This window comes from Flavobacterium kayseriense, assembly GCF_014305095.1.
In the GTDB taxonomy this organism is placed as follows: domain Bacteria; phylum Bacteroidota; class Bacteroidia; order Flavobacteriales; family Flavobacteriaceae; genus Flavobacterium; species Flavobacterium kayseriense.
This window is the reverse complement of sequence record NZ_JACRUI010000001.1, coordinates 549,151-572,248: the sequence shown is the minus strand read 5'-3', so window position 1 is coordinate 572,248 and position 23,098 is coordinate 549,151. Positions and strand designations below refer to the sequence as shown.

Below are 23,098 nucleotides of genomic sequence, written 5' to 3'. Positions count from 1 at the left end.
TTAAATTCGCCTTAAATAATATTTCTAAAATTCCTCTATGAGTATACAATGGAAAATAAAGGCTTTTAATGCATTAACGGTAGATGAACTATATGATTTACTGCGCTTAAGGAGTGAGATCTTTGTAGTGGAGCAAAACTGCGTGTATCTTGATCTAGACGGTAAAGATAAGGTTGCTTTGCATCTAATAGGTGAATATGAAGGTAAAACTGTGGCTCATGCCCGTCTTTTCAAACCAGGAATTAGCTTTGATAATGCATCTATTGGGCGCGTGGTTGTAGATAAAAATTATCGTTCTAAAAAGTGGGGACATGATTTAATGCGTGAGGCGATTGCAGGTATTAAGAATAATTACAACGAAACAGCAATAACTATAGGCGCACAGTTGTATTTGAAAAAGTTTTATGAAAGCCATGGTTTTATACAAATAAGTGAAATGTACCTAGAAGACGATATTCCGCATATAGACATGAAAAAAGAGTAATTATATTTTTTTAATCAGAAACTCGACTCTTCGATCAAACTCACTTCCTTTCCCTAAAGGGAATTTATTTCCTACTCCTTTGTAGGACATGCGAATACCATTCACTTGTCGGTTAATTAAATATCTAAACACAACTTTAGCTCTGTTCACAGATAATTTACGTTCGTTTGTATCCCTATCTATCGCATCTCGATAGTAGTCTGGGGTACAACATACATGGCCAATGATTTCAAATTCAATGTTTTTATTTTTATTAAGCAGTATTGCAATTCTATCTAGTTCTCTTCTAGATGCAGGGGTTAGGACACTGCTTCCCAAATTGAAGAGAATGTTTTCGAGAAAGATACGGTCGCCCACTTCATGTTTGTCTTGAAATGAATTATAAATCCCTTTACCAAAACTATTTTTTCTGACGATTAAAATGTCGACGCGTCTATTTTTCGAACGGATCTCAGTAAGGTTTTCTAATGGATTACTCGTTAAAAGCACTCTTCCTTTCCCCTCAATAATCACAATTTTATTTTTGTTAAAACCATTGATTGTTAAAATTTTCCTAACCGTATTTACTCTGTTCTCTGATAGTTTGTAATTATAATCATTATCCCCACGGTCATCGCAATAACCATATATTTGAATAGATTCAATGCGTGCTGTATCTGATTGTACTATAAAGTCCCAGATGTCTTTTTCTTGATATGTTTCAAGGGAGTATTTGTCAAATTCGAAATAAACGGTTTCTATTTTTTTTTCCTGAGCATTGAGGAAACAAAATAGAAAAAGAGGTGATATGTAAAAGAACCGGAACATTAAATTTTTAAAATCGTTTTGTATTCTAAGGAATTGTTAAGAATGCTTACTGATTTTTTAATCTCAGAATTCGTTTTGATGTAATACTGATAAAAACCTTCTTCATATTGGAAACGCTTAATAATCGCCTCGGTAATTATCTTTTTGATTTCTTCCTGGTTTTTATCAAGTTGTGATTCTTCACTTTTTTGCAATGCAGACAGTAATTGTTGGTATTCTACTAATATACTATCGTCTAATTTTTCTTTTTTGGCTATAGCCAAAGTGTTTTTAAGAGCTAATTCAGTTTCAGTCTCAAACGAATATTTAGATGTTTTTACAAATTGTTTAAAAATTTGGTAGTCAGCGTTAGAGAAAGCGGGTATTTGCGTGCCTAGGTTTTGATTTTTGTAATAGTAGCTAGTTACAAAGTCGAATATAGCGTCGTTTTTTTCTAGTACGCTCGCGATAACACTTGATTTCGTTTCTTCCAGTTGTACGTCTGGCAATATTCCACCACCGTCATAAACGGTTCTGCCTTTTTTAGTTTTGTAAGCATTATAATTTTTTTCCTGCGTTCTAGTTGCACTACCATTTTTGTCTTTATTATTGTAGTCTAGTGCTTGTATACACCGTCCTGATGGTGTATAGTAGCGCGAAATAGTTACTTTAAGTTGTGTATTGTATGTTAAATCTATAGGTTTTTGAACAAGACCTTTCCCAAAACTTCGGCTTCCTACGATCACAGCTCTATCTAAATCTTGCAAGGCTCCCGAGACAATTTCAGAGGCAGAAGCACTTTTATCATTAACAATAATGACAATAGGTATTTGCGTATCTACGGGTTCATTTTGTGTTTTGTAGGTGTTGTTGTATTTCTCGTTTTTAGATTTAGTGGTTACGATAATTTCGTTTTTTGGAACAAATAGATTGCAAATGTTTACCGCTTCGTTTAATAGTCCTCCAGGATTGCCCCTAAGGTCTAATACGATTCTTTCAGCTCCTTGTCTTTTTAAATCTTCTAATGCTTGTTTTGTTTCATTAGACGCTTTTTGATTGAAACGGGCTAGAACTATATAGCCGGTTTTGTCATCAATTTTAGCGTAATAAGGAACGGATTTTATACCTACTTCGTCTAGGATAATTTCGGTGGTTTTTGATTGTCCTTGTCGAATAAATTGAATCGCTATTTTAGTGTTTTTAACACCCTTAAGTAATTGAGAGGCATCATCTTTAAAATCAGTAATAGGTACATCACCTATTTTTATAATTAAATCCCCAGGTTTCAGTCCCGCTTTGTCAGCGGGGAAGTTTTTATAAACTTCTCTAACAATTAGTTGACCTTCTTTTTGAGAAATTAATGCGCCTATTCCAGTGTATTCGCCAGTATTGTTGATTTTGAATCGTAGTACATCTTGTTCGTTAAAATAGACTGTATAAGGATCTAGGCTAGCTAGCATCCCCTTTATCGCTTTATCCATAAGTTCTCCTGGATTCGACTCGTCTACGTAGTTGTTATTGACCTCTTTAAATAAAGTGGTGAAGATTTCTATTTGTTTGGCTATTTCAAAAAAATCATTTTTAAAACTGGCACCAACAAATAAAAATGCTGAAGCAGCAACAGGGATTAGGTATTTTTTTTTGATAAAAGAATGCATTAGTTTTTATTTTTTTGTTTTATTTTTTTTCTAATAAAATAAATAATTCCAGTTAGGATAATTATAAATGGCCAAATTGACACTAAGAATATAAAAAAGCTCGAGAACGCATTAAAACCAGATGCTATAGCATTCCCGATTTTAGACCCATACGAAATCGTCACGCCGTTATCAGTTGCTACGGTTTTGTAAAATTCAATTGTTATTGTACTTTCTGATATTCTATTTTGTAAATAATTTAGCTTTCCTTGTGTTGCTTCAACGTCCTCTCTAATAGCAGAAAGTTGTTTCTCGATTTCTAACATTTCGGAGACCTTGACTGCTTTTTTCAAGAGTTCAATGTACCTATTTTCTAAAGATTTTTTAGCGTTTAATCTGGCATTAATATCAATGTATTGTGCGGTTACATCCTCGGCTGTAATTTCTTTATTATCAAAGTATGCCACTCCTTTTGATATATTTTGTATAAATACATCAAAATTCTGGCTAGGAATACGTACTATTAATTTCCTATAAACAGTGCCGTAATCCTTGCCTTCAGTATCATTTTGAACCGTGCCATTAGCTTTCTTGGTATTTGTAATGATTTGATTATAGGTACGATCAAGGTCTGAAGTTTCAAATCGAAGGTTGCCTTCTTTGATTATTTTCTGATTAAGCTTTCCACTTACTTTAGATTTACTTTCATTAGTTTCTGTTTTTGCAGGTAATACAATATTTTGCACCTGGGAGTCAAGAGCTTCATTGGCTTTCTTACAGCTAATAAGAGAACATAAAATAATGATCAGAATTACTTTTAGCTTCATGTAATAGGTTTTTTACATGCTAAAAATACAAAAAATAGGTTTGCTACTATTCTTTTTTTGTTGTTTGAGCAATAAACTTCTCAAACAGCTGAATCGTTTTTGTATTGATTTCGTCATAGGACAAACGATCTTTAGTTTGGTAGAAAAACATAAAGCAGTAAGGTTTGTCTATCGAGTCAAGCAATAGATGCTTGTTGAGTCGGTAGGTTTCGCGTAAAACACGCTTAAAGTAATTGCGGTCTACTGCTTTTTTGAAGTTTTTTTTAGAAACAGAAACCCCCATTTTAATCTTTTCACCTTCATTATCTGTACTGCAATGGTAAACGAGACGTAATGGATATTTTGAGACTGATTTAGCTTCTGTGAATAATAATCCAATGCTGATTTTACTTTTAAGTTTTTCGTTTTTTGGATAGGTGAAATTCATTTGAGGTGGTAGTGTACAGTGATTAAGGAGAGCAAAGGTACAATTAAACACTAAATCTATTATTATTTGCCAAATAATTAGCACTAAAAATTTATTTGTTACTTTTGCAGCTAATTATATAATGAATGCAAAAGCTTATTTCGTACCCCATTTCTGTAATTTATTATTTGTGTTTTGGACTAACGCTTGTTATATTTCATCCTATTCAATGGGTGTGCTTTAATATTTTTGGCTACCAAGCCCATAAAAAAAGTGTGGATTTTTTAAATTTATTTTTAGTTAGATGTACGAATATTGTAGGTACTACCTACAAATTCTCGAATCTAGAAAGTATACCTAAAAATGCACCTATTATTTTTGTTAGTAACCATCAAAGTATGTATGATATCATTGCTATGATTTGGTTCATGCGTGATTTTCATTGTAAATTTGTAAGCAAGAAAGAGTTAGGGAAAGGAATACCTAGTGTTTCGTATAATTTGCGTCATGGAGGATCTGCTTTGATAGACCGTAAGGATCCTAAGCAAGCTATTCCTGAGATCAAAAAATTAGGAGATTATATCGAGGCTAATAACCGTTCAGCAGTTATTTTTCCAGAGGGAACCCGAAGCAAAACAGGTCAGCCAAAAGCGTTCTCGCAAACGGGTTTAAAAATATTATGCAAGGCAGCACCATCTGCTTATGTTGTTCCCGTGAGCATTAACAATAGTTGGAAAATGGTTAAATTTGGTTTTTTTCCAGTTGGTTTAGGAAATCATCTTACCTTTGCAATACATAAGCCTTTAAAGGTGAGTGAATTTGATTTTGCAGATTTAATAGAAAAGGCCGAAGAGGCTGTAGTAAAAGGAATAAAATTTTAATATATATAAGATGTCAATAAAAAATATTCGTTTAGAAGTAATGCAGTTTTTGGAAAAAAACGTGTCGAGCTATGTGGATCAGTATTTAATACCTGTAGAAGAAATTTGGCAGCCATCTGATTTTTTACCTAATTCTGAAAGTGATAACTTTTTAGAAGAAGTTAAGGAATTACGCGAGATCTCTAAGGACTTACCTTATGATTTTTGGGTAGCGATGGTAGGAGATATGATTACTGAGGAAGCATTGCCAACATATGAAAACTGGTTAATGGAAGTTGAGGGTGTCGATAATTTAGAGCGTAATGGTTGGGCACAATGGGTTCGCCAGTGGACGGGTGAGGAAAATCGTCATGGAGATCTTTTAAATAAGTACTTGTATTTATCAGGTCGTGTGAATATGCGTGAGGTCGAAATGACTACACAGCACCTGATCAATGATGGTTTTGACATAGGTACAGGAAGAGATCCTTACAAGAACTTCGTTTATACTAGTTTTCAAGAATTAGCAACCTATGTTTCTCATAATAGAGTTTCGCAGCTAGCTAAGAGTTACGGAGATAAAAAACTTGCAAAAATGTGTAAGATGATTGCTGGTGACGAAATGCGCCATCACCATGCTTACAGTGAATTTGTAAACCAAATTTTTAAAATTGACCCTAGCGAAATGATGCTAGCTTTCCAGTACATGATGAAAGCTAAGATTGTGATGCCAGCTCATTTCTTAAGAGAATCTGGTGCTAAAATTAGTTCTGCATTCGAATTGTTTTCTGATTCTGCACAGCGTATTGGAGTGTACACTGCTAATGATTATGTAGAAATTATGCAAAAACTAATTACCAAATGGGAAATAGATAAGATAACAGGTCTAACTGATGAAGCGGAGAAAGCTCGTGATTACTTAATGAAATTACCAGCGAGAATGGCTAGGATTTCAGAAAGAATCGTTATTCCGCAAGAAACGCATATCTTCAAATGGGTTGAACCAGCAAGATTGTAGTTTTTAAAAAATAATAAATAATAAAAATGTTGATTTTTAAGGCTAGTGCTTTAAGAATCAACATTTTTTGTAATAAATATGTAATGGAACATTCTGAGATTATAGTAAAAACAATTGCATTTGTTAAAGAACAACTAGTAGGAGCAGAGGGAGGTCATGATTGGTTTCATATTGAACGTGTGTACAAGAATGCAATGTTAATCGGTGGCGACGAACAGTGTGATCTAACAACCGTGCAACTAGCTGCTTTACTTCACGATATAGCCGATAGTAAATTTCATGACGGAGACGAAACTATCGGGCCTAAAACAGCTAGAGCTTTTTTAGAGACAAATGCTGTTTCAGAGGAAGTTATCGATCATGTGGTTAAAATAATTGAAAATATATCTTTTAAAGGTGGTAAAGTAGCACGTGATTTTAGTTCTGTCGAGTTAGATGTAGTTCAAGATGCAGATCGTTTAGACGCTATAGGTGCTATTGGGATTGCTCGTGCGTTCAATTATGGTGGTTTTAAAAATAGAGCGCTGTATGACCCTAATATCGCGCCAAACACTACAATGACTAAAGAAGAATATAAAAGTAATAATGCGCCAACACTAAATCATTTCTATGAAAAGCTGTTATTGCTAAAAGATAAGATGAATACCGTTTCAGGAAAAAAAATAGCTCAGGAGAGACACCGTTATATGGAAGGTTTTCTTGCTCAATTTTACGCGGAATGGGAGGGAGAAAAATAAAAATAATAACGCTACTTTTTAAAGACAAAAACCAGCGCTATTAAAACAAATATTAGTTGTAAATGCCTTTTTCTTGCATTTCGATAATCACATCAGAGGCACTTTTAAACGTAGGCGCTTGTTCAACTATGCTTCCAACTCTTTTTTTATTGAGTTTGAAAGTGATATCATTTTCAGTTGTAAATAACAAAGCGGTCAAAAACGGATTGTTTAGATAAGAAGCTAAAATAGGATAGGCATCATCAATTGTATGAAAACTTTCTACTTCCTCTGTTTTGTATTTTGTACTTAGCGAAAGCATAAACACATCATTTTCTAGTAAAACAGGACGCACATAAATGTTTTTTATTTCGGTATCTCCTATGGTCTTCGCCAAAGTTAATTTGGAATATGTTTTATCGACAATACTTTGTTTTACTTTTTCCCAAAAAAGAGCAAATATAGGTTCGTATGACATGATTTAATTTTTGATGTTGATTTAAATGCAAAATTAGCTTTTGTGAACGGTATTTGCGATTTAATTAGCGGAAATTTACCCTAGTAACATAAAAAAACCACAATATCAATTATTTAAGTATATTGATACTGTGGTTTTTTAATTTTGGTAAACAGTGCGTCTGTGTCTTTATTTCCCAGGAAAAATCGCTTTTCTTTTTTCTAAAAAAGCTGTAGTTCCTTCTTTAAAATCTTCAGTACCAAAGCATTTTCCAAACGATTTTATTTCGGTTTCATAGCCGTTTTCACCATCTTTAAAATTAGCATTTACTGCTTTGATCGCTTTACTAATCGCGACAGGTGAGTTTTTCATTATTTTTTGTGCAATACCGGTACAAAATTCTAAAATTTCTGCTTGTGGCACTACATGATTTACTAATCCGGTTCTGTGAGCTTCTTCAGCTCCTACCATGCCGGCGGTCATAATCATTTCCATAGCACGTCCCTTTCCGATCAATTGAGGTAAACGTTGCGTTCCTCCATAACCTGGAATGACTCCCAATGATACTTCTGGAAGCCCCATTTTAGCGTTTTCAGATGCTACTCGTATATGACATGACATGGCTAGTTCTAATCCACCTCCTAATGCAAATCCATTTACGGCAGCAATTACAGGTATTTTTAAGTTCTCTACAAAATTAAAAAGTATTTCTTGTCCTTGAGCAGCTAGTTGTGCGCCTTCTTCTACTGAAAATTGTGCAAATTCAGCAATATCTGCTCCAGCAACAAAAGCTTTTTCGCCGCTACCGGTCAAAATAATAACACGAGTATCGTAGTTTTTTTCTAAACTTTCAAAGGCTTGGTGTAGCTCTTCGATTGTCTTGCTATTTAAAGCATTTAATTTTGTTGGGCGATTTATTGTAATTGTCGCAATACTATTTTCTGTGGCAACTAGAATGTTTTCGTAGTTCATAATACTTGTTTAAGAGTTAATTATTGGAAGTGAAACTACAAAACGAGTTCCAATTCCGTATTCTGTATCAAAGGTAATTGTTCCTTCGTAATTTTCAATAATGTTTTTAATAATACCCAACCCTAGTCCCATTCCACTATTTTTTGTGGTGAATTTAGGTTGGAAAATTCGTTTCACATCTGCGGGACTTATACCAACCCCATTATCTTCAACTATAATCAAAACATTGTTCAACACCTTTTTGACCACCACTTTAATTTGTTTCTCCTCTTGAAGTTCTGGTATGGATTGAATGGCGTTTTTGACTAAATTAGTTATAATTCTCACTAGCTGCGTTCGATCTATTTTTGATATGATTTCAGGCGATTCTTTTTCGAAGATAATATTGTTTTCGTTAAAAATGTCTAAAGCTAATTCGATTACTTCAACCACATTCAACGTTTCGTTTTTTTGTACCGGCATAGAAGCAAAATTCGAAAATGCTGATGCTACAGCGCTCATAGTATCAATTTGTTGAATTAGGGTTTCTGAGTAATCCTTCATTTTTTGTGTAATTTGAGGGTCTTCAGGATTAAACCTTCTCTGAAAACTCTGTACGGTTAAACGCATGGGCGTCAAAGGATTTTTAATCTCGTGGGCTACTTGTTTTGCCATTTCACGCCAAGCCTCTTCCCGTTCGCTTCGCGCAAGCTTTACCGCACTTTTTTCTAACTCATCCACCATTTGATTGTACGCTTTTATCAATAAATTAATCTCTTTACTGTTAGCCTCAAGGATGATTTTTTCGTTTTTCTGGTGTAAGCTCGTCTCATTTAGTTTGTCAGATATTGTTTTCAGTGATTTCGTTATATAGGTTGAAAGAAAATAAGCCAAGCCAAAAGCAACTAGCATCATAAAGGAGTACACTTGCCCTAAACGAATTAAAAAACTACTCAATTCTTTCTGGTAAAAGCCATCGTCTTCTAAGTAGGGTAAGTTTAATACGCCTAATGGTTTAAAGCGCTCATCTTTTATTTGTGTAAACGATGATCTGTTTTTTACACCATCAATCGTTTTGATATCAACGTACCTTTTTTCGATGGAGGAACGTACCAGTTTTAAGATGTATTTTGGAATTGGAGGAGATACTTTATCTACTGAGAAGGATTCCTTAGATGATTTTAAAAGATTTCCATCAAGATCGTAAATATTGATTTCGATATTATGAATCTGGGCTAACTCATGAATCTTGTCCTTGAAAATAAGGTCTAAATTATCTGTGTTTAACGGATAAGTAGTTGTGGAAAGGACATAGTTAATGTGTTCTTTTACAGCATTTTCTTTACGTTCCAGTCGCTCTTGATGGTATTCTTTTGCTTCGTTTTTAAACTGTATTATTGAGATCGAAGCTAATAACATAGAGGCTACAATTATCAGTACGATCATCGAAAGAAAAATCCGGATTCGTAGGGAAAGCATTGATAATTTAAAACCTTTAAGCATAATTAAGATTGGTTTTTTTCTCTTATTTTTTTGTAAAATCTAAACCCTAACATAATAGTAATGGAGAAAAGAAAAATTCCAGCAACTCCAAAAATCCAATTTACGGCATTTTTTAGAACAACTAGGAATACTACAGCAAAAAGAATAAGGGTCGCTCCCTCATTCCACAATCGCATAAAATTAGTGCTGTATTTTATCTCGTCTTTTTGTAATTGATTATAGATTTGTTGGCATTTTGCATGGTATAAATACAACACAAAAACAAAGCCAAGCTTTACGTGCATCCAAGGCATTTTTAACCATGCATTTCCCATCGGGGTGAAAAATAACATCCAAAAAGCAAAAAAACTTGCTAAAATTGCTGATGGCCAAGTAATGATATACCAAAGCCGGTAGGTCATGATTTTATACTGTTTTTGTAATATTTCTTTTTCTGGTGAAGGCTTGTCGGCTGCTTCAATTTGGTACACAAAAAGCCTTACAATATAGAATAATCCTGCAAACCATGTAATTACAAAGATGAGGTGAAGTGATTTTAAGTAATTATAGTATTCCATCTATTATTTAGTTTAGATTTTTGTTTATTTCTTTCCTCAGAAAAAAACCCGTGAGTAAAGTCGATAGTACATCCGAGATTGGAAAGGCAACCCAAACACCAAAAATACCAAAAAAATTAGGTAAAATGAGTACGAGCGGAATCAAGAAAAAACCTTGTTTACTTAAGGTCAATAAAAGTGCTTTTCTTGCTTTTCCTACTGCCTGAAAATAGGCTGATCCAATTAGTTGGACGGCTATGATGGGAGAAGCGGCAAACACCCAGCGTAATGCGTTAGGTGTTTCGCTCAATACTGTTGAGTCATCTGTAAAAATGGTTACGATTGGTGTGGCGTAAAATAAGATTACAACAAAAATAATACTAGCAAGTAGCGCTGCATATTTTATAGAAATACCTATACTTTCCTTCACTCTTGTATAATTGTGTGCACCATAATTATAACCTGCAATTGGTAAAAAACCTTGTGTGATTCCTAAGATAGGAAATAAAGCAAACATGAGCATCCTACTAATTATGCCGTATACTGCGATTGAGTGCTCACCACCATAGGTATATAACGTGTGATTAAGTATAATTGATAATATAGCAATCACACCTTGTCTAGAAAAAGTCACAAAACTAAGTGTGCTAATCTCCTTAAAGATAAGATAGTTAAACTTAAAATGGATTGCTTTTGGTTTGATTTCGCTTTTAAATAAAAAGAACCAAAGTACAAATACAAAACACATAAAATAGGAAATGGCTGTGGCATAAGCAGCTCCAGTCATTCCTAAATTCATGACTTTAATAAAAAGAATATCCAAACCAATATTAAAAAACGCAGGAACAATCATTGCGATCATTGCAAACTTAGGTTTCCCTTCGGCTCTTATAATGTTGTTCCCCATCATGCACAACGCTAAAAAGGGAACGGATAAAATGATGGGTTTAAAGAACTCAGTTGCGGGTTGAATGATCGCTCCTTTTGCACCAAAAAGCAGAAGCATTTCGCGGCTAAAAAAGATGCCCAAAAGGCAAAAAATAGAGGACAAAGCAAAGGTCATCATGATTTGATTGGCAAAGGTACTCTTTGCTTTTTCATGATCTTTTGCTCCCAAAGCTCTGGATAAAACAGAGCCACCACCCACACCTATTGCCATTCCTAACGAGGAAATTAAAAAGGTAATAGGCAGCACAACAGTAACTGCTGCAATAGCTAATGAGCCTATCCATTGTCCCACAAATATGGTGTCAATTAAGATATTGACAGATAAGAATAAGATTCCTATCGACGCAGGTACGGCTTGTTTTATCAAAAGCTTTTTGATGTCTTGTGTTCCTAATTCTTCCGAGGAAACAGCCATTTATGCGATTGTTTTTTCTACAGTTGCCCAGTCATTGATCCAGTTTCCAACCGTTTGGCACCATGCATCGCTATCGTTTAAACAAGGAATTGCCATGAACTCTTCACCACCGTGCTCTTTAAATTCGTGATTAGCTTCCATTGCAATTTCCTCCAAAGTTTCTAAACAATCAGAAACGAAAGCTGGGGTTACTACGGCTAGTTTTTTAATTCCTTTTTCGGGCATTTTGTTAACTTCGACATCAGTGTAAGGTGTTAACCATTTATCACCCGCTAATCGAGATTGAAATGTTTGGCTGTATTTTCCTTCTGGAATGCCTAATAACTTTACTACTTGCTTGGTTGTTTCGTAACATTGGTGACGGTAACAAAATTCATGTGCTGGTGATGGCGTATTGCAACAAGATCCATCTATTTTACAATGTGATTTAGTGATATCTGTTTTACGAATGTGACGTTCTGGGATACCGTGGTAAGAGAATAATAAATGATCGTAGTCAAAACCTGCTAAATGTCCTTTGATAGAATCTGCAAGATTTTGTAAGTAATCTGGTTTATTGTAAAAAGCGGGAACAATAGTAAATTTCATTCCCGGAAAATATTTTTGTCTGTGCTCCTCAGCTAATTCTAAAATTGTAGTTGTAGATGCCATAGCGTGTTGAGGATACAAAGGAAAAAGCATTACCTCGGTTACGCCTTTATCATGTAATTCTTGTAGTCCAGATAATAACGATGGATTTCCGTAACGCATCGCTAACGAAACGGGTACGTTAACAAGTTGCTTTACTTTTTCGTGCATTCTTCGTGAAATAACTACAAGTGGTGAACCTTCGTCCCACCATATTTTTGCGTAAGCAGCAGCTGATTTTTTTGGTCTTGTTTGTAAAATGATTCCACGTACAAGCAGTGCTCTCAGTAAAAACGGAACGTCAATTACGTATTTATCCATTAAAAATTCGTCTAAGTACGGTTTTACATCTTTTGGAGTTGGACTTTCTGGAGAACCTAAATTAACTAATAATACACCTTTCATCTTGCTTTTTTTTATTTGGTAAAAGTACTTAAAGAACGTTTTCTCTTAAGTACGATTAACTATTTTTTATTTATTGTTTAATATGTAAAATCAATTACTGCTTACGCATTTGGATTAATTGACATCAAATACTTTTTTGGAGTTGTGGCAAATTTCTTTTTGAATGCTGCTATAAAATGACTTCCGGTACTGTAACCTATCTTTAATCCTACTTCGTTGACATTATAGGAACCACTATCAAGTAATTTTCGAGCAAAGTCCATTTTATAGTCAAATAGGAATCCATAAACGGTATCTCCGTAAATTTGTTTGAAACCCATTTTGAGTTTCTTAAGATTCAATCCTATTTCATCTGCGAGTTCCTGCAGTCCAGGCGGCTCGGCCATATTTGCGATAATGATTTCCTTTGCCTTTTTAATTTTCATTACATTGTCCTCGTCAATCAAGAACGGGCATTGTTCTGCATTGGGGTCTTCGGTACGGTTAAAGTACAAACTTAGTAATTCATACCCTTTTCCTTTATAGTATAGATTTTTGATAGACGGATGCAAGTTGTAATGAAAAAGCTGACTTAGTACAATAGCCATCGATGGACTTATATTTCCTTCGTTGTAATATTTTTTGTCCTTATTTTCCCCACTTAAAAAAGTGATATAATCTGCCTCATTCGAAAATAAAGCATGGAATTTCTTTATCGAAATTATTACAGATATCACCCATGAGCTAGGAGCTAACTCCAAATTTAAGGGTAGTTCTTTTTGTGGGTTGTATAAAAGCAATGATTTCTCTTCTTTCAGTTCCAAAGCGTAGTTGCCTTGATTAAAAATAAATTTAGCGCTTCCTTTTAATCCAAAATGGAATTGAATCAGTCCACTGCTTACTTCGCGCTGTGCGTTGAAGCTCTGTGTGCTGTCATTTTGAAAACGAATTAAAGTAAAATCATCTTCTATCTTTATAATTTCTTGTGAACTCATAGCGATATTTTTATAATAGCAATAGTTTATATAATAATCTCTTTAATTTAGAATCGTTCTAATTTATTAAGTACAAGTACCTTGATTACACCACAAAAATAGCGTTTTTTACCTATTGTCAGTCTTTTAGAAATAAAAAAACATCAAGCGACACAAATAGTACTTCTAGCGTTACTTTTATAGATATGATAGTAATAATTTTGTCTCACTTTCTTGAAAAGTAATACTATGGAAAATAATACCCTATCTAAACATCACTATTTTTATTCAGTAGGACTAAGTTATAAAAAAGCCGACGCTGAAATGAGAGGTAAATTTAGCTTAGATACTTTAGCAAAAACACGTTTGCTTGAACAAGCAAAAACAGAAGGAATCGAGAGTTTAATAGTTACATCTACTTGTAACCGTACAGAAATATATGGTTTTGCTGAACACCCTTTTCAATTAATAAAATTGATTTGTGAAAACAGTAATGGTAGTGTTGAAGAATTTCAAAAGGTAGGTTTCGTTTACAAAAATCAAGAGGCGATCAGTCATATTTTTAGAGTAGGAACTGGTTTAGACAGTCAAATTCTAGGAGATTTTGAAATCATATCTCAAATACGCTCTAGCTTCACGCAGTCAAAATCGATGGGATTAGCAAATAATTTCATGGAGCGACTTGTAAACGCAGTAATTCAGGCTAGCAAAAAAATCAAAAACGATACTGAGATTAGTTCAGGAGCGACATCGGTCTCTTTTGCGGCTGTTCAGTACATCATGAAGAATGTAGTAGATGTTGGTAATAAAAACATTCTGTTGTTTGGTACCGGAAAAATTGGTCGTAATACCTGCGAAAATTTGGTTAAACATACCAAAAATGAGCACATCACTCTTATCAATAGAACTAAAGACAAGGCAGAGCGTTTGGCTGGAAAGCTAAACCTTATCGTAAAAGATTACTCTGAATTGCATTTAGAATTACAGAAGGCCGATGTAGTTGTCGTGGCAACTGGTGCTCAAAACCCTACGGTTGATAAAGCTATTTTAAACTTAAAAAAGCCTTTATTGATTTTAGATCTTTCGATTCCAAAAAACGTACATGCTGATGTGGAAGAGTTAGAAGGAGTGACACTTATTCATATGGATTATTTGTCACAACTAACAGACGAAACTTTAGAAAACCGAAAAAATCATATTCCAGCTGCCGAGGCTATTATCGAAGAAATCAAAGAAGAATTTAATGTGTGGACCAAAGGACGCAAGTTTGCTCCTACGATACATGCGTTGAAGGAAAAATTGAATGCGATGAAAGTTTCAGAATTAAATTTTCAAAGTAAAAAAATAGCCGATTTCAACGAAGAACAAGCCGAAATTATTAGTGCTAGAATCATTCAAAAAATCACAACACAGTTTGCCAATCATTTAAAAGACGATGACACTATGGTGGATGAAAGTATCGAATGGATCGAGAAAGTTTTCAAAATTGGGTTGGCGGCAAAATAATAAACTTTACACTTATCGAATCTTAATTTCTTAATGGTTTTAATTTATTAAGAAATCAAAATATAAAAATGGCTGAAAAAACAATACGAATAGGTACTAGAGATAGTGAACTTGCGCTTTGGCAAGCACACACAGTAGAGAAGAAGTTAAATGATTTAGGATTTAAAACTAAAATTGTAGCTGTAAAATCAACTGGTGACGTAATTTTGGATAAGCCACTTTACGAATTAGGAATTACTGGAATTTTTACAAAAACACTAGATGTTGCTATGATTAATGGTGATGTAGATATCGCAGTGCATTCCATGAAAGATGTTCCTACCGCTCTGCCGCATGGAATTGTGCAAGCTGCCGTTCTTGAAAGAGCTAGTACACTCGATATTTTAGTTCACAAAGGCAAGCTGGATTTTCTTAACGAATCAGGAACTATTGCCACCGGAAGTTTGCGTCGTCAAGCGCAATGGCTAAATAAATACCCAACACATAAAGTAGTTGACCTTCGCGGAAATGTAAATTTGCGAATGAAAAAACTCAATGAAGGTGAGTGGAATGGAGCTGTTTTTGCCGCTGCAGGATTAGAACGCATTAACTTGAAGCCGGAGAATTATATCAATTTAGATTGGATGATTCCTGCTCCTGCTCAAGGCGCAATGCTAGTAGTTGCTATGCAAAACGATGCCTTTACACTTGATGCTTTATCGCATTTGAATGATATAGAGACAGAAATAGTTACTTATATAGAACGTCAATTTCTTAAAACACTAGAAGGTGGCTGTACGGCACCAATTGGAGCTTTGGCTAAATACAATGAAGACGAAGATACAATTCATTTTCAAGGTGTTTTATTTTCGCTTGACGGAAGAGAAAAAATTGAAGTTGATAAAATTGTTCCTATCGAAGAATGGAAGAAATTAGGATTTTATTCGGCTCAAGAAGTGCTGAATAATGGAGGAACAAAACTAATGACAGAAATTAAAAATAATCTGAAAAAATAATGAGCCAAATAAGTATTTTATCAACCAAAACGCTTTCTGTAGAACAAAGACAAGTATTCATTGATGCTGATTTTGACTTGTTAGAGCAAGATTTTATCGAAATTAAAAACAACCTTTTTGATTTGAGTAAAATCAATAATAATCTGATTTTTAGTAGTCAAAATGCGGTTCTAAGTTTAATAGAGCAAAACGGTTGGGAAGCTTTAAGAACTAAATCTGTATTTTGCGTTGGTATCAAAACCAAAGAATTATTGGAGGCGAATGGTTTTACTGTGGATGTTTATTTAGACTACGCATCAGAATTAGCCGAGATCATTACCTTAATTTATAATCAAGAGAGCTATACTTTTTTCAGCGGAAACTTACGCAAAGAGACTTTGCCTCAAGCGTTAAAAGAAGCTGGAATCACTTTTAATGAAATAGAAGTGTACCAAACGACACTAGCTCCTTTTAAAATATCAGATCAAGAAAATTTTGACGGAATAATGTTCTTCAGTCCATCGGCTGTCGAAAGTTATATATCGAATAATAAAATCAAAAAAGAAACCTGCTTTTGTATAGGCTCTACAACGGCTTCTGCTTTAGAAGCAAAGAAAATTAAAAACATAGTAATACCTGAAGTGCCTACGATCGAAGACGTGATTATTGAAGTAATTCAGCATTATAAGCCAATTCCTGAAGAAGGTAACTAGAACAAACAATATAAAATAAACCATCAGCTAAAAGCCACGAGCGACTAGCCAATAGCAAGAAAATGATAAAAAACGACTTATTTTTAAGAGCATTAAAAGGAGAAACAGTGCAACGTCCGCCAGTATGGATGATGCGTCAGGCAGGTAGATATTTACCAGAATTTATCGCATTGCGTGATAAATATGACTTCTTTACCCGTTGTCAAACTCCAGAGTTGGCCGCCGAAATTACCGTGCAGCCTATTCGTAGAATTGCTCCAGATGCTGCGATTTTGTTCTCAGATATCTTAGTGATTCCACAAGCAATGGGAATTGATGTAGAGATGAAACCAAATTTTGGTCCGTATTTACCGCATCCTATTCGTACGATTCAAGATGTAGAGAACGTAATTGTTCCTGATGTTCACGAAACATTAGGATACGTTTTTGATGCTATTAAATTGACTAAAGAGATGTTGAACTATGAAGTGCCATTAATTGGTTTTGCCGGTTCACCATGGACAATCATGTGTTATGCCGTAGAAGGACAAGGTTCTAAAAGCTTTGATAAAGCCAAAGGATTCTGTTTTCAATACCCAGAAGCAGCACACGTTTTATTACAAAAAATTACAGATACCACTATTTTATACCTAAAAGAAAAAGTAAAAGCGGGAGTAAATGCCGTTCAAATCTTTGACTCTTGGGGCGGAATGTTATCTCCAGTAGACTATCAAGAATTTTCTTGGAAATACATCAACCAGATTGTTGAAGCACTAGCTGATGATGCTCCGGTAATTGTTTTCGGAAAAGGATGTTGGTTCGCTCTTGGCGAAATGGGAAAAAGCCGTGCTTCTGCATTAGGAGTAGACTGGACTTGTTCGCCTAGAAATGCAAGATACCTTTCTGGTGGAAACATCACTTTACAAGGTAATTTTGACCCATCAAGATTGTTATCGCCAATTCCGGTAATCAAGAAAATGGTTCACGAAATGATTGACGAATTCGGAAAAGACAAATACATCGTGAATTTAGGTCACGGTATTTTACCAAATATTCCTGTTGATCACGCCAAAGCGTTTATTGATGCAGTGAAAGAATACAATCAATAATAGCAAATGCTAAATAAAGGACTAAGAGACGAGAAGAAAGTAAAGATTGACACTATGTTGACCACTTTACTTTCTTTGGTTTTTGTGCCAAAGTTTTGGGATATTGATGATACGAGTTTAATTGATAATCAACTGACCGACTTAAGTTTGAATACGGCTATTTTGTGTGAAATATCCGAAAAGGATTTAATCACTCTACTCTCTGGATATGGTTTTGATTGGGAGGATAAAGAGCGCTTTGCTGATTTTTTGGTGAAATATTCGAAAGTTTTTCCAAATGATTTTTACAGTAAAGCATTATCCATTTACGAACGTATTCAGTTAGATAGTAAGACGTTCTCGTTTGAGATTGCAACGAAGATTAACAATCTAAAAAAAATAATGTAGCGGTAACTTATATTTAATGCTAGAGTAACTTTTTTAAAATTTTAGGTCCTAATTTAGTTAGGTATAACTATTAAGAAAACTAAAATGAAAAAGATTCTAATTATTGCATGTATAGGTTTAGGACTGTGTTCCTGTAAAAAAGAAAATAAAGCTGTTCAGGAAGCTGAAAGTAACACAATTGATAAAACAGTTACAGATTCAAAGACAACATCAAAAGAGACACTGTTTTTAGAATCATTTGATTGGTCAAAAATACCAGAATCAACAGCAGACATAGGCGTTTTTCCTTATATATCTGCGCCAGAAGGCTTTATTGTTAAAGAAGAGGGAAGTAGAGAAGTTGCTAAAAACGGAATGACAAATTTTTTCGATTTCAGTAAATTGTATATCTATAACGGCAATTCTTTTTTTAAAGCTGAAGGGAAAAAAGCTAGTTTGTATTTGATTATGAAAGATGTTGATGCTGAATTTAATCAATTAAAATTCGATAAAAGCGTTGATGATTATCTAAAAAATATAGGAGCGGTTTTACTATTCGACGGTAAAATACCTACGGACAAGTTGGATGCGCTGCAGCAAACAGAAGAAAAAGCAGCATATAAATACATTCAAAGCGCAGGGAGTCCTTATGATAATTCAGTTCGGAATTATGCTTTGAATCATAAAATCGGAAAAGTATTCATTCAGTTGAGTTCAAATTCTGCTCATTCTGAAATAGGAATTATTGAAATAGAAGGATTTAAGCAAACAATCAAAGCTCCTACTGCCTCAGAGATGCAGAAAGATATTGAAACCAAAGGGAAAGCGGTTTTAAATATTAATTTCGATCCTGATAAAGCCACTTTACAAAAAGAGGGACAAAAGATTGTTGATGAGATTTTTGCGTTATTAACAAATAATCCAAATTTGAAATTATCAATAGTAGGGCATACGGACAATAGTGGAAGCGTGGAGCGTAATAAGAAGTTGTCAATCGATAGAGCAAATACAGTGATGTATGCCTTAGCAGGAAAAGGAATTGATATTAAACGATTAAAAGCAAGCGGATTTGGTGCTGAAAAACCGATGGTAACCAATAACACAGAAGAAAACAAAGCTAAAAACCGCAGAGTCGAATTGATGAGGTTTTAAATCTAATTTTTTAAAATATGAAAACACTCTTACTTCTTTTATTTGTTACTGTTTCTTTTGCTCAAATTAGAGGTAAAGTAGTTGATGTTAATGGTAAGCCTCTTGTGGCTGCAAACGTTTATTTTGACGGAACAACAATTGGTACATTAACAGATAAAAAGGGAGATTTCGTAATTGACAATTCGTTTAGATTAAATACTGTTTTGGTGGCAAGTTTTTTAGGGTATCAAACGCAATATTTAAAATCTGAATCGGATAAGGAATTACGTATTGTCTTAAAAGAAGTAGCTGAAAGTTTGAATGAAGTCATAATTAAAAAAGATCTTTTTACTAGAAAGCAAAAAATGGAGTTATTTAGAGATCAATTTTTAGGTACAACTTCGTTCGGAAAAGCTTCTAAAATTGAAAAGGAAAGTGATATATATTTTATGTATGAAAAAGATAAAAGAACTTTAAAAGCGTTTTCGCAAAACCCTTTAATTATAGTTAATAGTTCTCTGGGCTATAAAATAACCTATGAATTATTAAATTTCGAAATTAAGTTTTGGAAATTAAGCATCAGTTCTAGAGATGTGACGCAGAGTTTTTTTTCTGGTTTATCTCGTTTTGAAGAAAAAAACGTTAGTTCTAAAATAATTAAAAACAGAAAAAAATGCTACACTGGTTCGCAATTAGAGTTTTTTAGAAATTTAAGAAACGAAACTTTGGGAAAAAGCAATTTTTTAGTTTTTGAAAAATCATTTCAAGTTAATCCTAAAGATAGTTTTATTGTAACAGATACATTAGGGTTGAAAAGAGTTGCCGTGTTAAAACAAGAAAGAGGTTTGCATAATAAAAATTTTATAGCTGAATTTAGTTTATTACACAAAAAAGGTGGACAGTCAAAAATCATTTTGCAAACAAAGTCGTTTTATATTGATCAATTTGGTCTCAATTCAAATATCGAGGACATCAGCTTTTCAGGCAAGTTGTCAGAACAAAGGGTAGGAAATATGCTTCCAGCCAATTACAAAATTAATTAATGTTTTATTTAGACATGAAAGAACAATTTTTCGCATACATACAAAACCTTCAAGACACCATCGTTGCAGGATTAGAAGCTGTCGATGGTCAAGCCAAATTTAAAGAAGACTTATGGGAACGCCCAGAAGGCGGCGGCGGACGCACACGTGTAATCGAGAACGGGAACGTTTTTGAAAAAGGCGGTGTCAACATCTCAGCGGTACACGGAAAATTACCTGAAGCCATGCAAAAGATGTTTGGCGTAGGCGAAGCTGATTTCTTTGCCTGCGGACTAAGTTTGGTTTTGCATCCAAAGAACCCTATGGTGCCTACGGTTCATGCCAATTGGCGTTATTTTGAAATGTACGATACTTCGACAGAGCTCAGTACAGGTCCAAGAAAAGTAATCCAACAATGGTTTGGCGGCGGACAAGATTTAACGCCTTATTATTTGTTTGAAGAAGATGCCATTCATTTTCACCAAACGTGTAAAACGGCTTGCGACAAACACAATCCAGCTTTTTATCCAAAATATAAAAAACAATGTGATACTTATTTCTGGAATGCACATCGTAATGAAGCACGCGGAATAGGAGGATTGTTCTTCGATTATTGCAAAGAAACTGAGGAAATGAAAATGGAAGACTGGTTCAACTTTGTATCTGAAGTGGGGAATAGTTTCTTGCAGGCTTATATACCAATAGTAGAAAAAAGAAAATATTTACCCTACACCGCTGAACAAAAAACATGGCAAGAGATCCGTCGCGGTCGATATGTAGAGTTCAATTTGGTGCATGATAAAGGGACCTTGTTTGGTTTAAAAACCAATGGTCGAATTGAATCTATTTTGATGTCATTGCCGCCACACGTGCAGTGGGTGTACGATCATCATCCTGAAGCAGGAAGCGAAGAAGAGAAGTTGGTAAATGTATTAGAAAATCCAAGAGATTGGTTAGCTTCGTAGAAGCGACATATTTATAGCTGGAAGCGAAGAAGAAAAATTAGTACAAGTATTAGAAAACCCAAGAGATTGGTTAGCTTCGTAGAAGCGACATATTTATAGCAAATATTCGATTTTTTTATTACAACCCTGTAGGGGTGACATATTGTTTTTTGATTTAATTTTTGAAATAAATTATGGCAAACACCTATTCTCAAATTTATATTCATGTTGTTTTTGCCGTAAAAGGCAGACAAAATTTGATCTCTAAAAATTGGAAGGATGAATTATATAAATATATTACAGGAATTGTTACTAATGAAGGTCAGAAATTAATTGCGGTTAATGGAATGCCTGACCACATTCATATTCTAATTGGATTAAAACCCAATAAAGCTTTGTCTGATTTGGTAAGAGATATTAAAGCCAATTCATCTCGTTTTATAAATGAGAAAAAATGGATTAATGGTAAATTTGAATGGCAAAATGGTTTTGGTGCTTTTTCGTATAGTCATTCTCAGTTAACAAACGTTATTAATTATATACAAAATCAAGAAGAACATCATAAAAAGAAAACATTTAAAGAAGAATATGTTGATTTTTTAAAAGCATTCGATGTGGATTTTAAAAATGAATTTATCTTTGAAGAGGTATAAAATTAATATGCCACCCCTACAGGGTTTGGTTATATTGATTTGATATTCAATCTATAAATATTACGCTCCTATGGAGCTTTAAACAAATATAACATGTTCCCATTACAAAGAGGTAGAAGATTAAGAACAAATGAATCAATTCGATCATTAGTTCGCGAGACGACATTAAGTCCTTCAGATTTTATGTTTCCCATGTTTATTGCAGAGGGAGAAAACGTACAAGTAGAAATTGCTTCGATGCCAGGAATCTTTCGTCGTTCGATAGATTTAACGGTAAAAGAAGTTACAGAACTGTATGATTTAGGCATTCGCGCAGTCAATATTTATGTAAAAGTAAGCGAAGACTTAAAAGACAATACAGGAAAAGAAGCTTGGAACCCAAACGGATTGATGCAAGACGCCATTCGTGCTATAAAAACTGCTTGTCCAGGGATGGTCGTGATGCCTGATGTAGCCTTAGACCCTTATTCTATTTATGGTCACGACGGAATTATTGCTAATGGCGATGTAGAAAACGATTCCACAAACGATGCTTTAGTAAAAATGGCGGTTTCGCATGCAGAAGCTGGAGCCGATTTTGTAGCGCCGTCTGACATGATGGACGGGCGTGTATTGCGTTTGCGTCAAGGATTGGATGCTGCCGGTTTCCACAATGTGGGGATTATGAGTTATTCGGCTAAGTACGCATCGGCGTTTTACGGTCCGTTTCGTGATGCTTTAGACAGCGCACCAAGGGAATCGGATGTTGTGGTACCAAAAGACAAGAAAACGTACCAAATGGACTATGCCAATCGCATTGAAGCCATTAAAGAAGCGCTTTGGGATGTCGAAGAAGGTGCCGATATGGTAATGGTAAAACCCGGAATTGCTTATTTAGATATCGTCCGTGAAGTCAAAAATGCAGTGAATGTTCCTGTCACTGTTTTTCATGTATCGGGCGAATATGCTATGATCAAAGCCGCTGCCGAAAGAGGCTGGCTAGACCATGACAAAATCATGATGGAGCAGTTAATGTGTATTAAAAGAGCAGGTGCAAGTTTGATTTCGACTTACTTTGCCAAAGAAGCTGCGATTTTACTTAATGCAAAATAACACAAGCTGTTGTTGCGCATTAGTAGGCCATTTACTTTTTTAACTCTGTAAAATTTCGTAAATTTGAGTAGCTTATAAAC

At 34.5% G+C, this 23,098-nt stretch carries 25 protein-coding genes; 14 read left to right on the top strand and 11 right to left on the bottom strand.

Annotated elements, in window-relative coordinates; all coding sequences use genetic code 11:
* The first annotated feature begins 37 nt into the window (after nucleotides 1-37).
* Nucleotides 38-484 (top strand): GNAT family N-acetyltransferase, encoded by a 447-nt coding sequence (locus H8R22_RS02350; RefSeq protein ID WP_187009127.1) that lies wholly within the window; start codon nucleotides 38-40, stop codon nucleotides 482-484.
* Here H8R22_RS02350 and H8R22_RS02345 read toward each other — a convergent pair whose 3' ends face one another.
* Genes H8R22_RS02345 through rnpA form a run of 4 tightly spaced genes read right to left on the bottom strand, consistent with a single transcriptional unit; the run spans nucleotide 485 to nucleotide 4,161 of the window.
* Nucleotides 485-1,291, bottom strand: a complete 807-nt coding sequence (locus tag H8R22_RS02345) for an OmpA family protein (protein WP_187009128.1) — start codon at nucleotides 1,289-1,291, stop codon at nucleotides 485-487.
* Nucleotides 1,291-2,928: a S41 family peptidase gene (locus H8R22_RS02340; protein ID WP_187009129.1), complete on the bottom strand. Its 1,638-nt coding sequence runs from the start codon at nucleotides 2,926-2,928 to the stop codon at nucleotides 1,291-1,293. Before H8R22_RS02340 ends, H8R22_RS02345 begins: the two co-directional genes overlap by 1 nt.
* A complete protein-coding gene (locus tag H8R22_RS02335) occupies nucleotides 2,928-3,734 on the bottom strand; it encodes a DUF4349 domain-containing protein (protein WP_187009130.1) in 807 nt (268 codons plus the stop codon). The genes H8R22_RS02340 and H8R22_RS02335 overlap by 1 nt, the downstream gene beginning before the upstream one ends.
* Before the next feature lie 46 nt (nucleotides 3,735-3,780).
* Nucleotides 3,781-4,161: a ribonuclease P protein component gene (rnpA, locus tag H8R22_RS02330; RefSeq protein WP_187009131.1), complete on the bottom strand. Its 381-nt coding sequence runs from the start codon at nucleotides 4,159-4,161 to the stop codon at nucleotides 3,781-3,783.
* A 125-nt stretch (nucleotides 4,162-4,286) separates the two neighbouring features.
* Here rnpA and H8R22_RS02325 point away from each other — a divergent pair, with 125 nt between their 5' ends.
* The 3 genes from H8R22_RS02325 to H8R22_RS02315 all read left to right on the top strand — a co-directional run bounded on the left by H8R22_RS02325 (nucleotide 4,287) and on the right by H8R22_RS02315 (nucleotide 6,755).
* Entirely contained in the window at nucleotides 4,287-5,021 is a 735-nt protein-coding gene (locus H8R22_RS02325; protein ID WP_187009132.1) for a lysophospholipid acyltransferase family protein, read from the top strand.
* A gap of 10 nt (nucleotides 5,022-5,031) precedes the next feature.
* Complete coding sequence (locus H8R22_RS02320) at nucleotides 5,032-6,018, top strand: acyl-ACP desaturase (protein WP_187009133.1); 987 nt, start codon at nucleotides 5,032-5,034, stop codon at nucleotides 6,016-6,018.
* A gap of 83 nt (nucleotides 6,019-6,101) precedes the next feature.
* Nucleotides 6,102-6,755, top strand: a complete 654-nt coding sequence (locus tag H8R22_RS02315) for an HD domain-containing protein (RefSeq protein WP_187009134.1) — start codon at nucleotides 6,102-6,104, stop codon at nucleotides 6,753-6,755.
* A gap of 52 nt (nucleotides 6,756-6,807) precedes the next feature.
* On the opposite strand, the gene H8R22_RS02310 is transcribed toward H8R22_RS02315, so the two are convergent.
* The 7 genes from H8R22_RS02310 to H8R22_RS02280 all read right to left on the bottom strand — a co-directional run bounded on the left by H8R22_RS02310 (nucleotide 6,808) and on the right by H8R22_RS02280 (nucleotide 13,550).
* Nucleotides 6,808-7,212 carry a hypothetical protein gene (locus H8R22_RS02310; protein ID WP_187009135.1) on the bottom strand — a complete coding sequence of 135 codons (405 nt, stop codon included), beginning with the start codon at nucleotides 7,210-7,212 and terminating at the stop codon, nucleotides 6,808-6,810.
* Between the two features lie 168 nt (nucleotides 7,213-7,380).
* The gene (locus H8R22_RS02305) at nucleotides 7,381-8,163 is read right to left on the bottom strand and encodes an enoyl-CoA hydratase/isomerase family protein (protein ID WP_187009136.1); all 783 of its coding nucleotides are present in this window, start codon (nucleotides 8,161-8,163) and stop codon (nucleotides 7,381-7,383) included.
* Between the two features lie 9 nt (nucleotides 8,164-8,172).
* Nucleotides 8,173-9,588, bottom strand: a complete 1,416-nt coding sequence (locus H8R22_RS02300; protein ID WP_187009602.1) for an ATP-binding protein — start codon at nucleotides 9,586-9,588, stop codon at nucleotides 8,173-8,175.
* 59 nt (nucleotides 9,589-9,647) lie between these two features.
* Nucleotides 9,648-10,202, bottom strand: coding sequence for a CopD family protein (locus H8R22_RS02295; protein WP_187009137.1), 555 nt, complete (start codon nucleotides 10,200-10,202; stop codon nucleotides 9,648-9,650).
* A 7-nt stretch (nucleotides 10,203-10,209) separates the two neighbouring features.
* Entirely contained in the window at nucleotides 10,210-11,544 is a 1,335-nt protein-coding gene (locus H8R22_RS02290) for an MATE family efflux transporter (protein ID WP_187009138.1), read from the bottom strand.
* Nucleotides 11,545-12,576, bottom strand: coding sequence for a ferrochelatase (gene hemH / locus H8R22_RS02285; protein WP_187009139.1), 1,032 nt, complete (start codon nucleotides 12,574-12,576; stop codon nucleotides 11,545-11,547).
* A 101-nt stretch (nucleotides 12,577-12,677) separates the two neighbouring features.
* Entirely contained in the window at nucleotides 12,678-13,550 is an 873-nt protein-coding gene (locus H8R22_RS02280) for a helix-turn-helix domain-containing protein (protein ID WP_187009140.1), read from the bottom strand.
* 228 nt (nucleotides 13,551-13,778) lie between these two features.
* Between H8R22_RS02280 and hemA the strand changes: the two genes are divergently transcribed.
* The 10 genes from hemA to hemB all read left to right on the top strand — a co-directional run bounded on the left by hemA (nucleotide 13,779) and on the right by hemB (nucleotide 23,018).
* Nucleotides 13,779-15,035 (top strand): glutamyl-tRNA reductase, encoded by a 1,257-nt coding sequence (gene hemA / locus H8R22_RS02275; RefSeq protein ID WP_187009141.1) that lies wholly within the window; start codon nucleotides 13,779-13,781, stop codon nucleotides 15,033-15,035.
* A 68-nt stretch (nucleotides 15,036-15,103) separates the two neighbouring features.
* Nucleotides 15,104-16,030 carry a hydroxymethylbilane synthase gene (gene hemC, locus H8R22_RS02270; protein WP_187009142.1) on the top strand — a complete coding sequence of 309 codons (927 nt, stop codon included), beginning with the start codon at nucleotides 15,104-15,106 and terminating at the stop codon, nucleotides 16,028-16,030.
* Nucleotides 16,030-16,722: a uroporphyrinogen-III synthase gene (locus H8R22_RS02265; protein ID WP_187009143.1), complete on the top strand. Its 693-nt coding sequence runs from the start codon at nucleotides 16,030-16,032 to the stop codon at nucleotides 16,720-16,722. Before hemC ends, H8R22_RS02265 begins: the two co-directional genes overlap by 1 nt.
* A gap of 62 nt (nucleotides 16,723-16,784) precedes the next feature.
* On the top strand, nucleotides 16,785-17,810 hold the full coding sequence (gene hemE, locus H8R22_RS02260) for a uroporphyrinogen decarboxylase (protein WP_187009144.1): 1,026 nt from the start codon (nucleotides 16,785-16,787) through the stop codon (nucleotides 17,808-17,810).
* Between the two features lie 6 nt (nucleotides 17,811-17,816).
* Nucleotides 17,817-18,197 (top strand): hypothetical protein, encoded by a 381-nt coding sequence (locus tag H8R22_RS02255; protein WP_187009145.1) that lies wholly within the window; start codon nucleotides 17,817-17,819, stop codon nucleotides 18,195-18,197.
* Nucleotides 18,198-18,281: 84 nt separating this feature from the next.
* A complete protein-coding gene (locus H8R22_RS02250) occupies nucleotides 18,282-19,328 on the top strand; it encodes an OmpA family protein (protein WP_187009146.1) in 1,047 nt (348 codons plus the stop codon).
* Between the two features lie 17 nt (nucleotides 19,329-19,345).
* Complete coding sequence (locus tag H8R22_RS02245; protein ID WP_187009147.1) at nucleotides 19,346-20,350, top strand: carboxypeptidase-like regulatory domain-containing protein; 1,005 nt, start codon at nucleotides 19,346-19,348, stop codon at nucleotides 20,348-20,350.
* Nucleotides 20,351-20,364: 14 nt separating this feature from the next.
* Nucleotides 20,365-21,294 (top strand): oxygen-dependent coproporphyrinogen oxidase, encoded by a 930-nt coding sequence (gene hemF, locus H8R22_RS02240; protein WP_187009603.1) that lies wholly within the window; start codon nucleotides 20,365-20,367, stop codon nucleotides 21,292-21,294.
* A gap of 173 nt (nucleotides 21,295-21,467) precedes the next feature.
* Complete coding sequence (tnpA, locus tag H8R22_RS02235) at nucleotides 21,468-21,926, top strand: IS200/IS605 family transposase (RefSeq protein ID WP_187009148.1); 459 nt, start codon at nucleotides 21,468-21,470, stop codon at nucleotides 21,924-21,926.
* 93 nt (nucleotides 21,927-22,019) lie between these two features.
* A complete protein-coding gene (gene hemB, locus H8R22_RS02230) occupies nucleotides 22,020-23,018 on the top strand; it encodes a porphobilinogen synthase (protein WP_187009149.1) in 999 nt (332 codons plus the stop codon).
* Nucleotides 23,019-23,098: the final 80 nt, after the last annotated feature.

Excerpts from the sequence above, each read along its gene's own strand:
- H8R22_RS02350 (WP_187009127.1), top strand. The coding sequence starts at position 38 with ATGAGTATACAATGGAAAATAAAGGCTTTTAATGCATTAACGGTAGAT.
- H8R22_RS02345 (WP_187009128.1), bottom strand. The coding sequence starts at position 1,291 with ATGTTCCGGTTCTTTTACATATCACCTCTTTTTCTATTTTGTTTCCTC.
- H8R22_RS02340 (WP_187009129.1), bottom strand. The coding sequence starts at position 2,928 with ATGCATTCTTTTATCAAAAAAAAATACCTAATCCCTGTTGCTGCTTCA.
- H8R22_RS02335 (WP_187009130.1), bottom strand. The coding sequence starts at position 3,734 with ATGAAGCTAAAAGTAATTCTGATCATTATTTTATGTTCTCTTATTAGC.
- rnpA (WP_187009131.1), bottom strand. The coding sequence starts at position 4,161 with ATGAATTTCACCTATCCAAAAAACGAAAAACTTAAAAGTAAAATCAGC.
- H8R22_RS02325 (WP_187009132.1), top strand. The coding sequence starts at position 4,287 with ATGCAAAAGCTTATTTCGTACCCCATTTCTGTAATTTATTATTTGTGT.
- H8R22_RS02320 (WP_187009133.1), top strand. The coding sequence starts at position 5,032 with ATGTCAATAAAAAATATTCGTTTAGAAGTAATGCAGTTTTTGGAAAAA.
- H8R22_RS02315 (WP_187009134.1), top strand. The coding sequence starts at position 6,102 with ATGGAACATTCTGAGATTATAGTAAAAACAATTGCATTTGTTAAAGAA.
- H8R22_RS02310 (WP_187009135.1), bottom strand. The coding sequence starts at position 7,212 with ATGTCATACGAACCTATATTTGCTCTTTTTTGGGAAAAAGTAAAACAA.
- H8R22_RS02305 (WP_187009136.1), bottom strand. The coding sequence starts at position 8,163 with ATGAACTACGAAAACATTCTAGTTGCCACAGAAAATAGTATTGCGACA.
- H8R22_RS02300 (WP_187009602.1), bottom strand. The coding sequence starts at position 9,588 with ATGATCGTACTGATAATTGTAGCCTCTATGTTATTAGCTTCGATCTCA.
- H8R22_RS02295 (WP_187009137.1), bottom strand. The coding sequence starts at position 10,202 with ATGGAATACTATAATTACTTAAAATCACTTCACCTCATCTTTGTAATT.
- H8R22_RS02290 (WP_187009138.1), bottom strand. The coding sequence starts at position 11,544 with ATGGCTGTTTCCTCGGAAGAATTAGGAACACAAGACATCAAAAAGCTT.
- hemH (WP_187009139.1), bottom strand. The coding sequence starts at position 12,576 with ATGAAAGGTGTATTATTAGTTAATTTAGGTTCTCCAGAAAGTCCAACT.
- H8R22_RS02280 (WP_187009140.1), bottom strand. The coding sequence starts at position 13,550 with ATGAGTTCACAAGAAATTATAAAGATAGAAGATGATTTTACTTTAATT.
- hemA (WP_187009141.1), top strand. The coding sequence starts at position 13,779 with ATGGAAAATAATACCCTATCTAAACATCACTATTTTTATTCAGTAGGA.
- hemC (WP_187009142.1), top strand. The coding sequence starts at position 15,104 with ATGGCTGAAAAAACAATACGAATAGGTACTAGAGATAGTGAACTTGCG.
- H8R22_RS02265 (WP_187009143.1), top strand. The coding sequence starts at position 16,030 with ATGAGCCAAATAAGTATTTTATCAACCAAAACGCTTTCTGTAGAACAA.
- hemE (WP_187009144.1), top strand. The coding sequence starts at position 16,785 with ATGATAAAAAACGACTTATTTTTAAGAGCATTAAAAGGAGAAACAGTG.
- H8R22_RS02255 (WP_187009145.1), top strand. The coding sequence starts at position 17,817 with ATGCTAAATAAAGGACTAAGAGACGAGAAGAAAGTAAAGATTGACACT.
- H8R22_RS02250 (WP_187009146.1), top strand. The coding sequence starts at position 18,282 with ATGAAAAAGATTCTAATTATTGCATGTATAGGTTTAGGACTGTGTTCC.
- H8R22_RS02245 (WP_187009147.1), top strand. The coding sequence starts at position 19,346 with ATGAAAACACTCTTACTTCTTTTATTTGTTACTGTTTCTTTTGCTCAA.
- hemF (WP_187009603.1), top strand. The coding sequence starts at position 20,365 with ATGAAAGAACAATTTTTCGCATACATACAAAACCTTCAAGACACCATC.
- tnpA (WP_187009148.1), top strand. The coding sequence starts at position 21,468 with ATGGCAAACACCTATTCTCAAATTTATATTCATGTTGTTTTTGCCGTA.
- hemB (WP_187009149.1), top strand. The coding sequence starts at position 22,020 with ATGTTCCCATTACAAAGAGGTAGAAGATTAAGAACAAATGAATCAATT.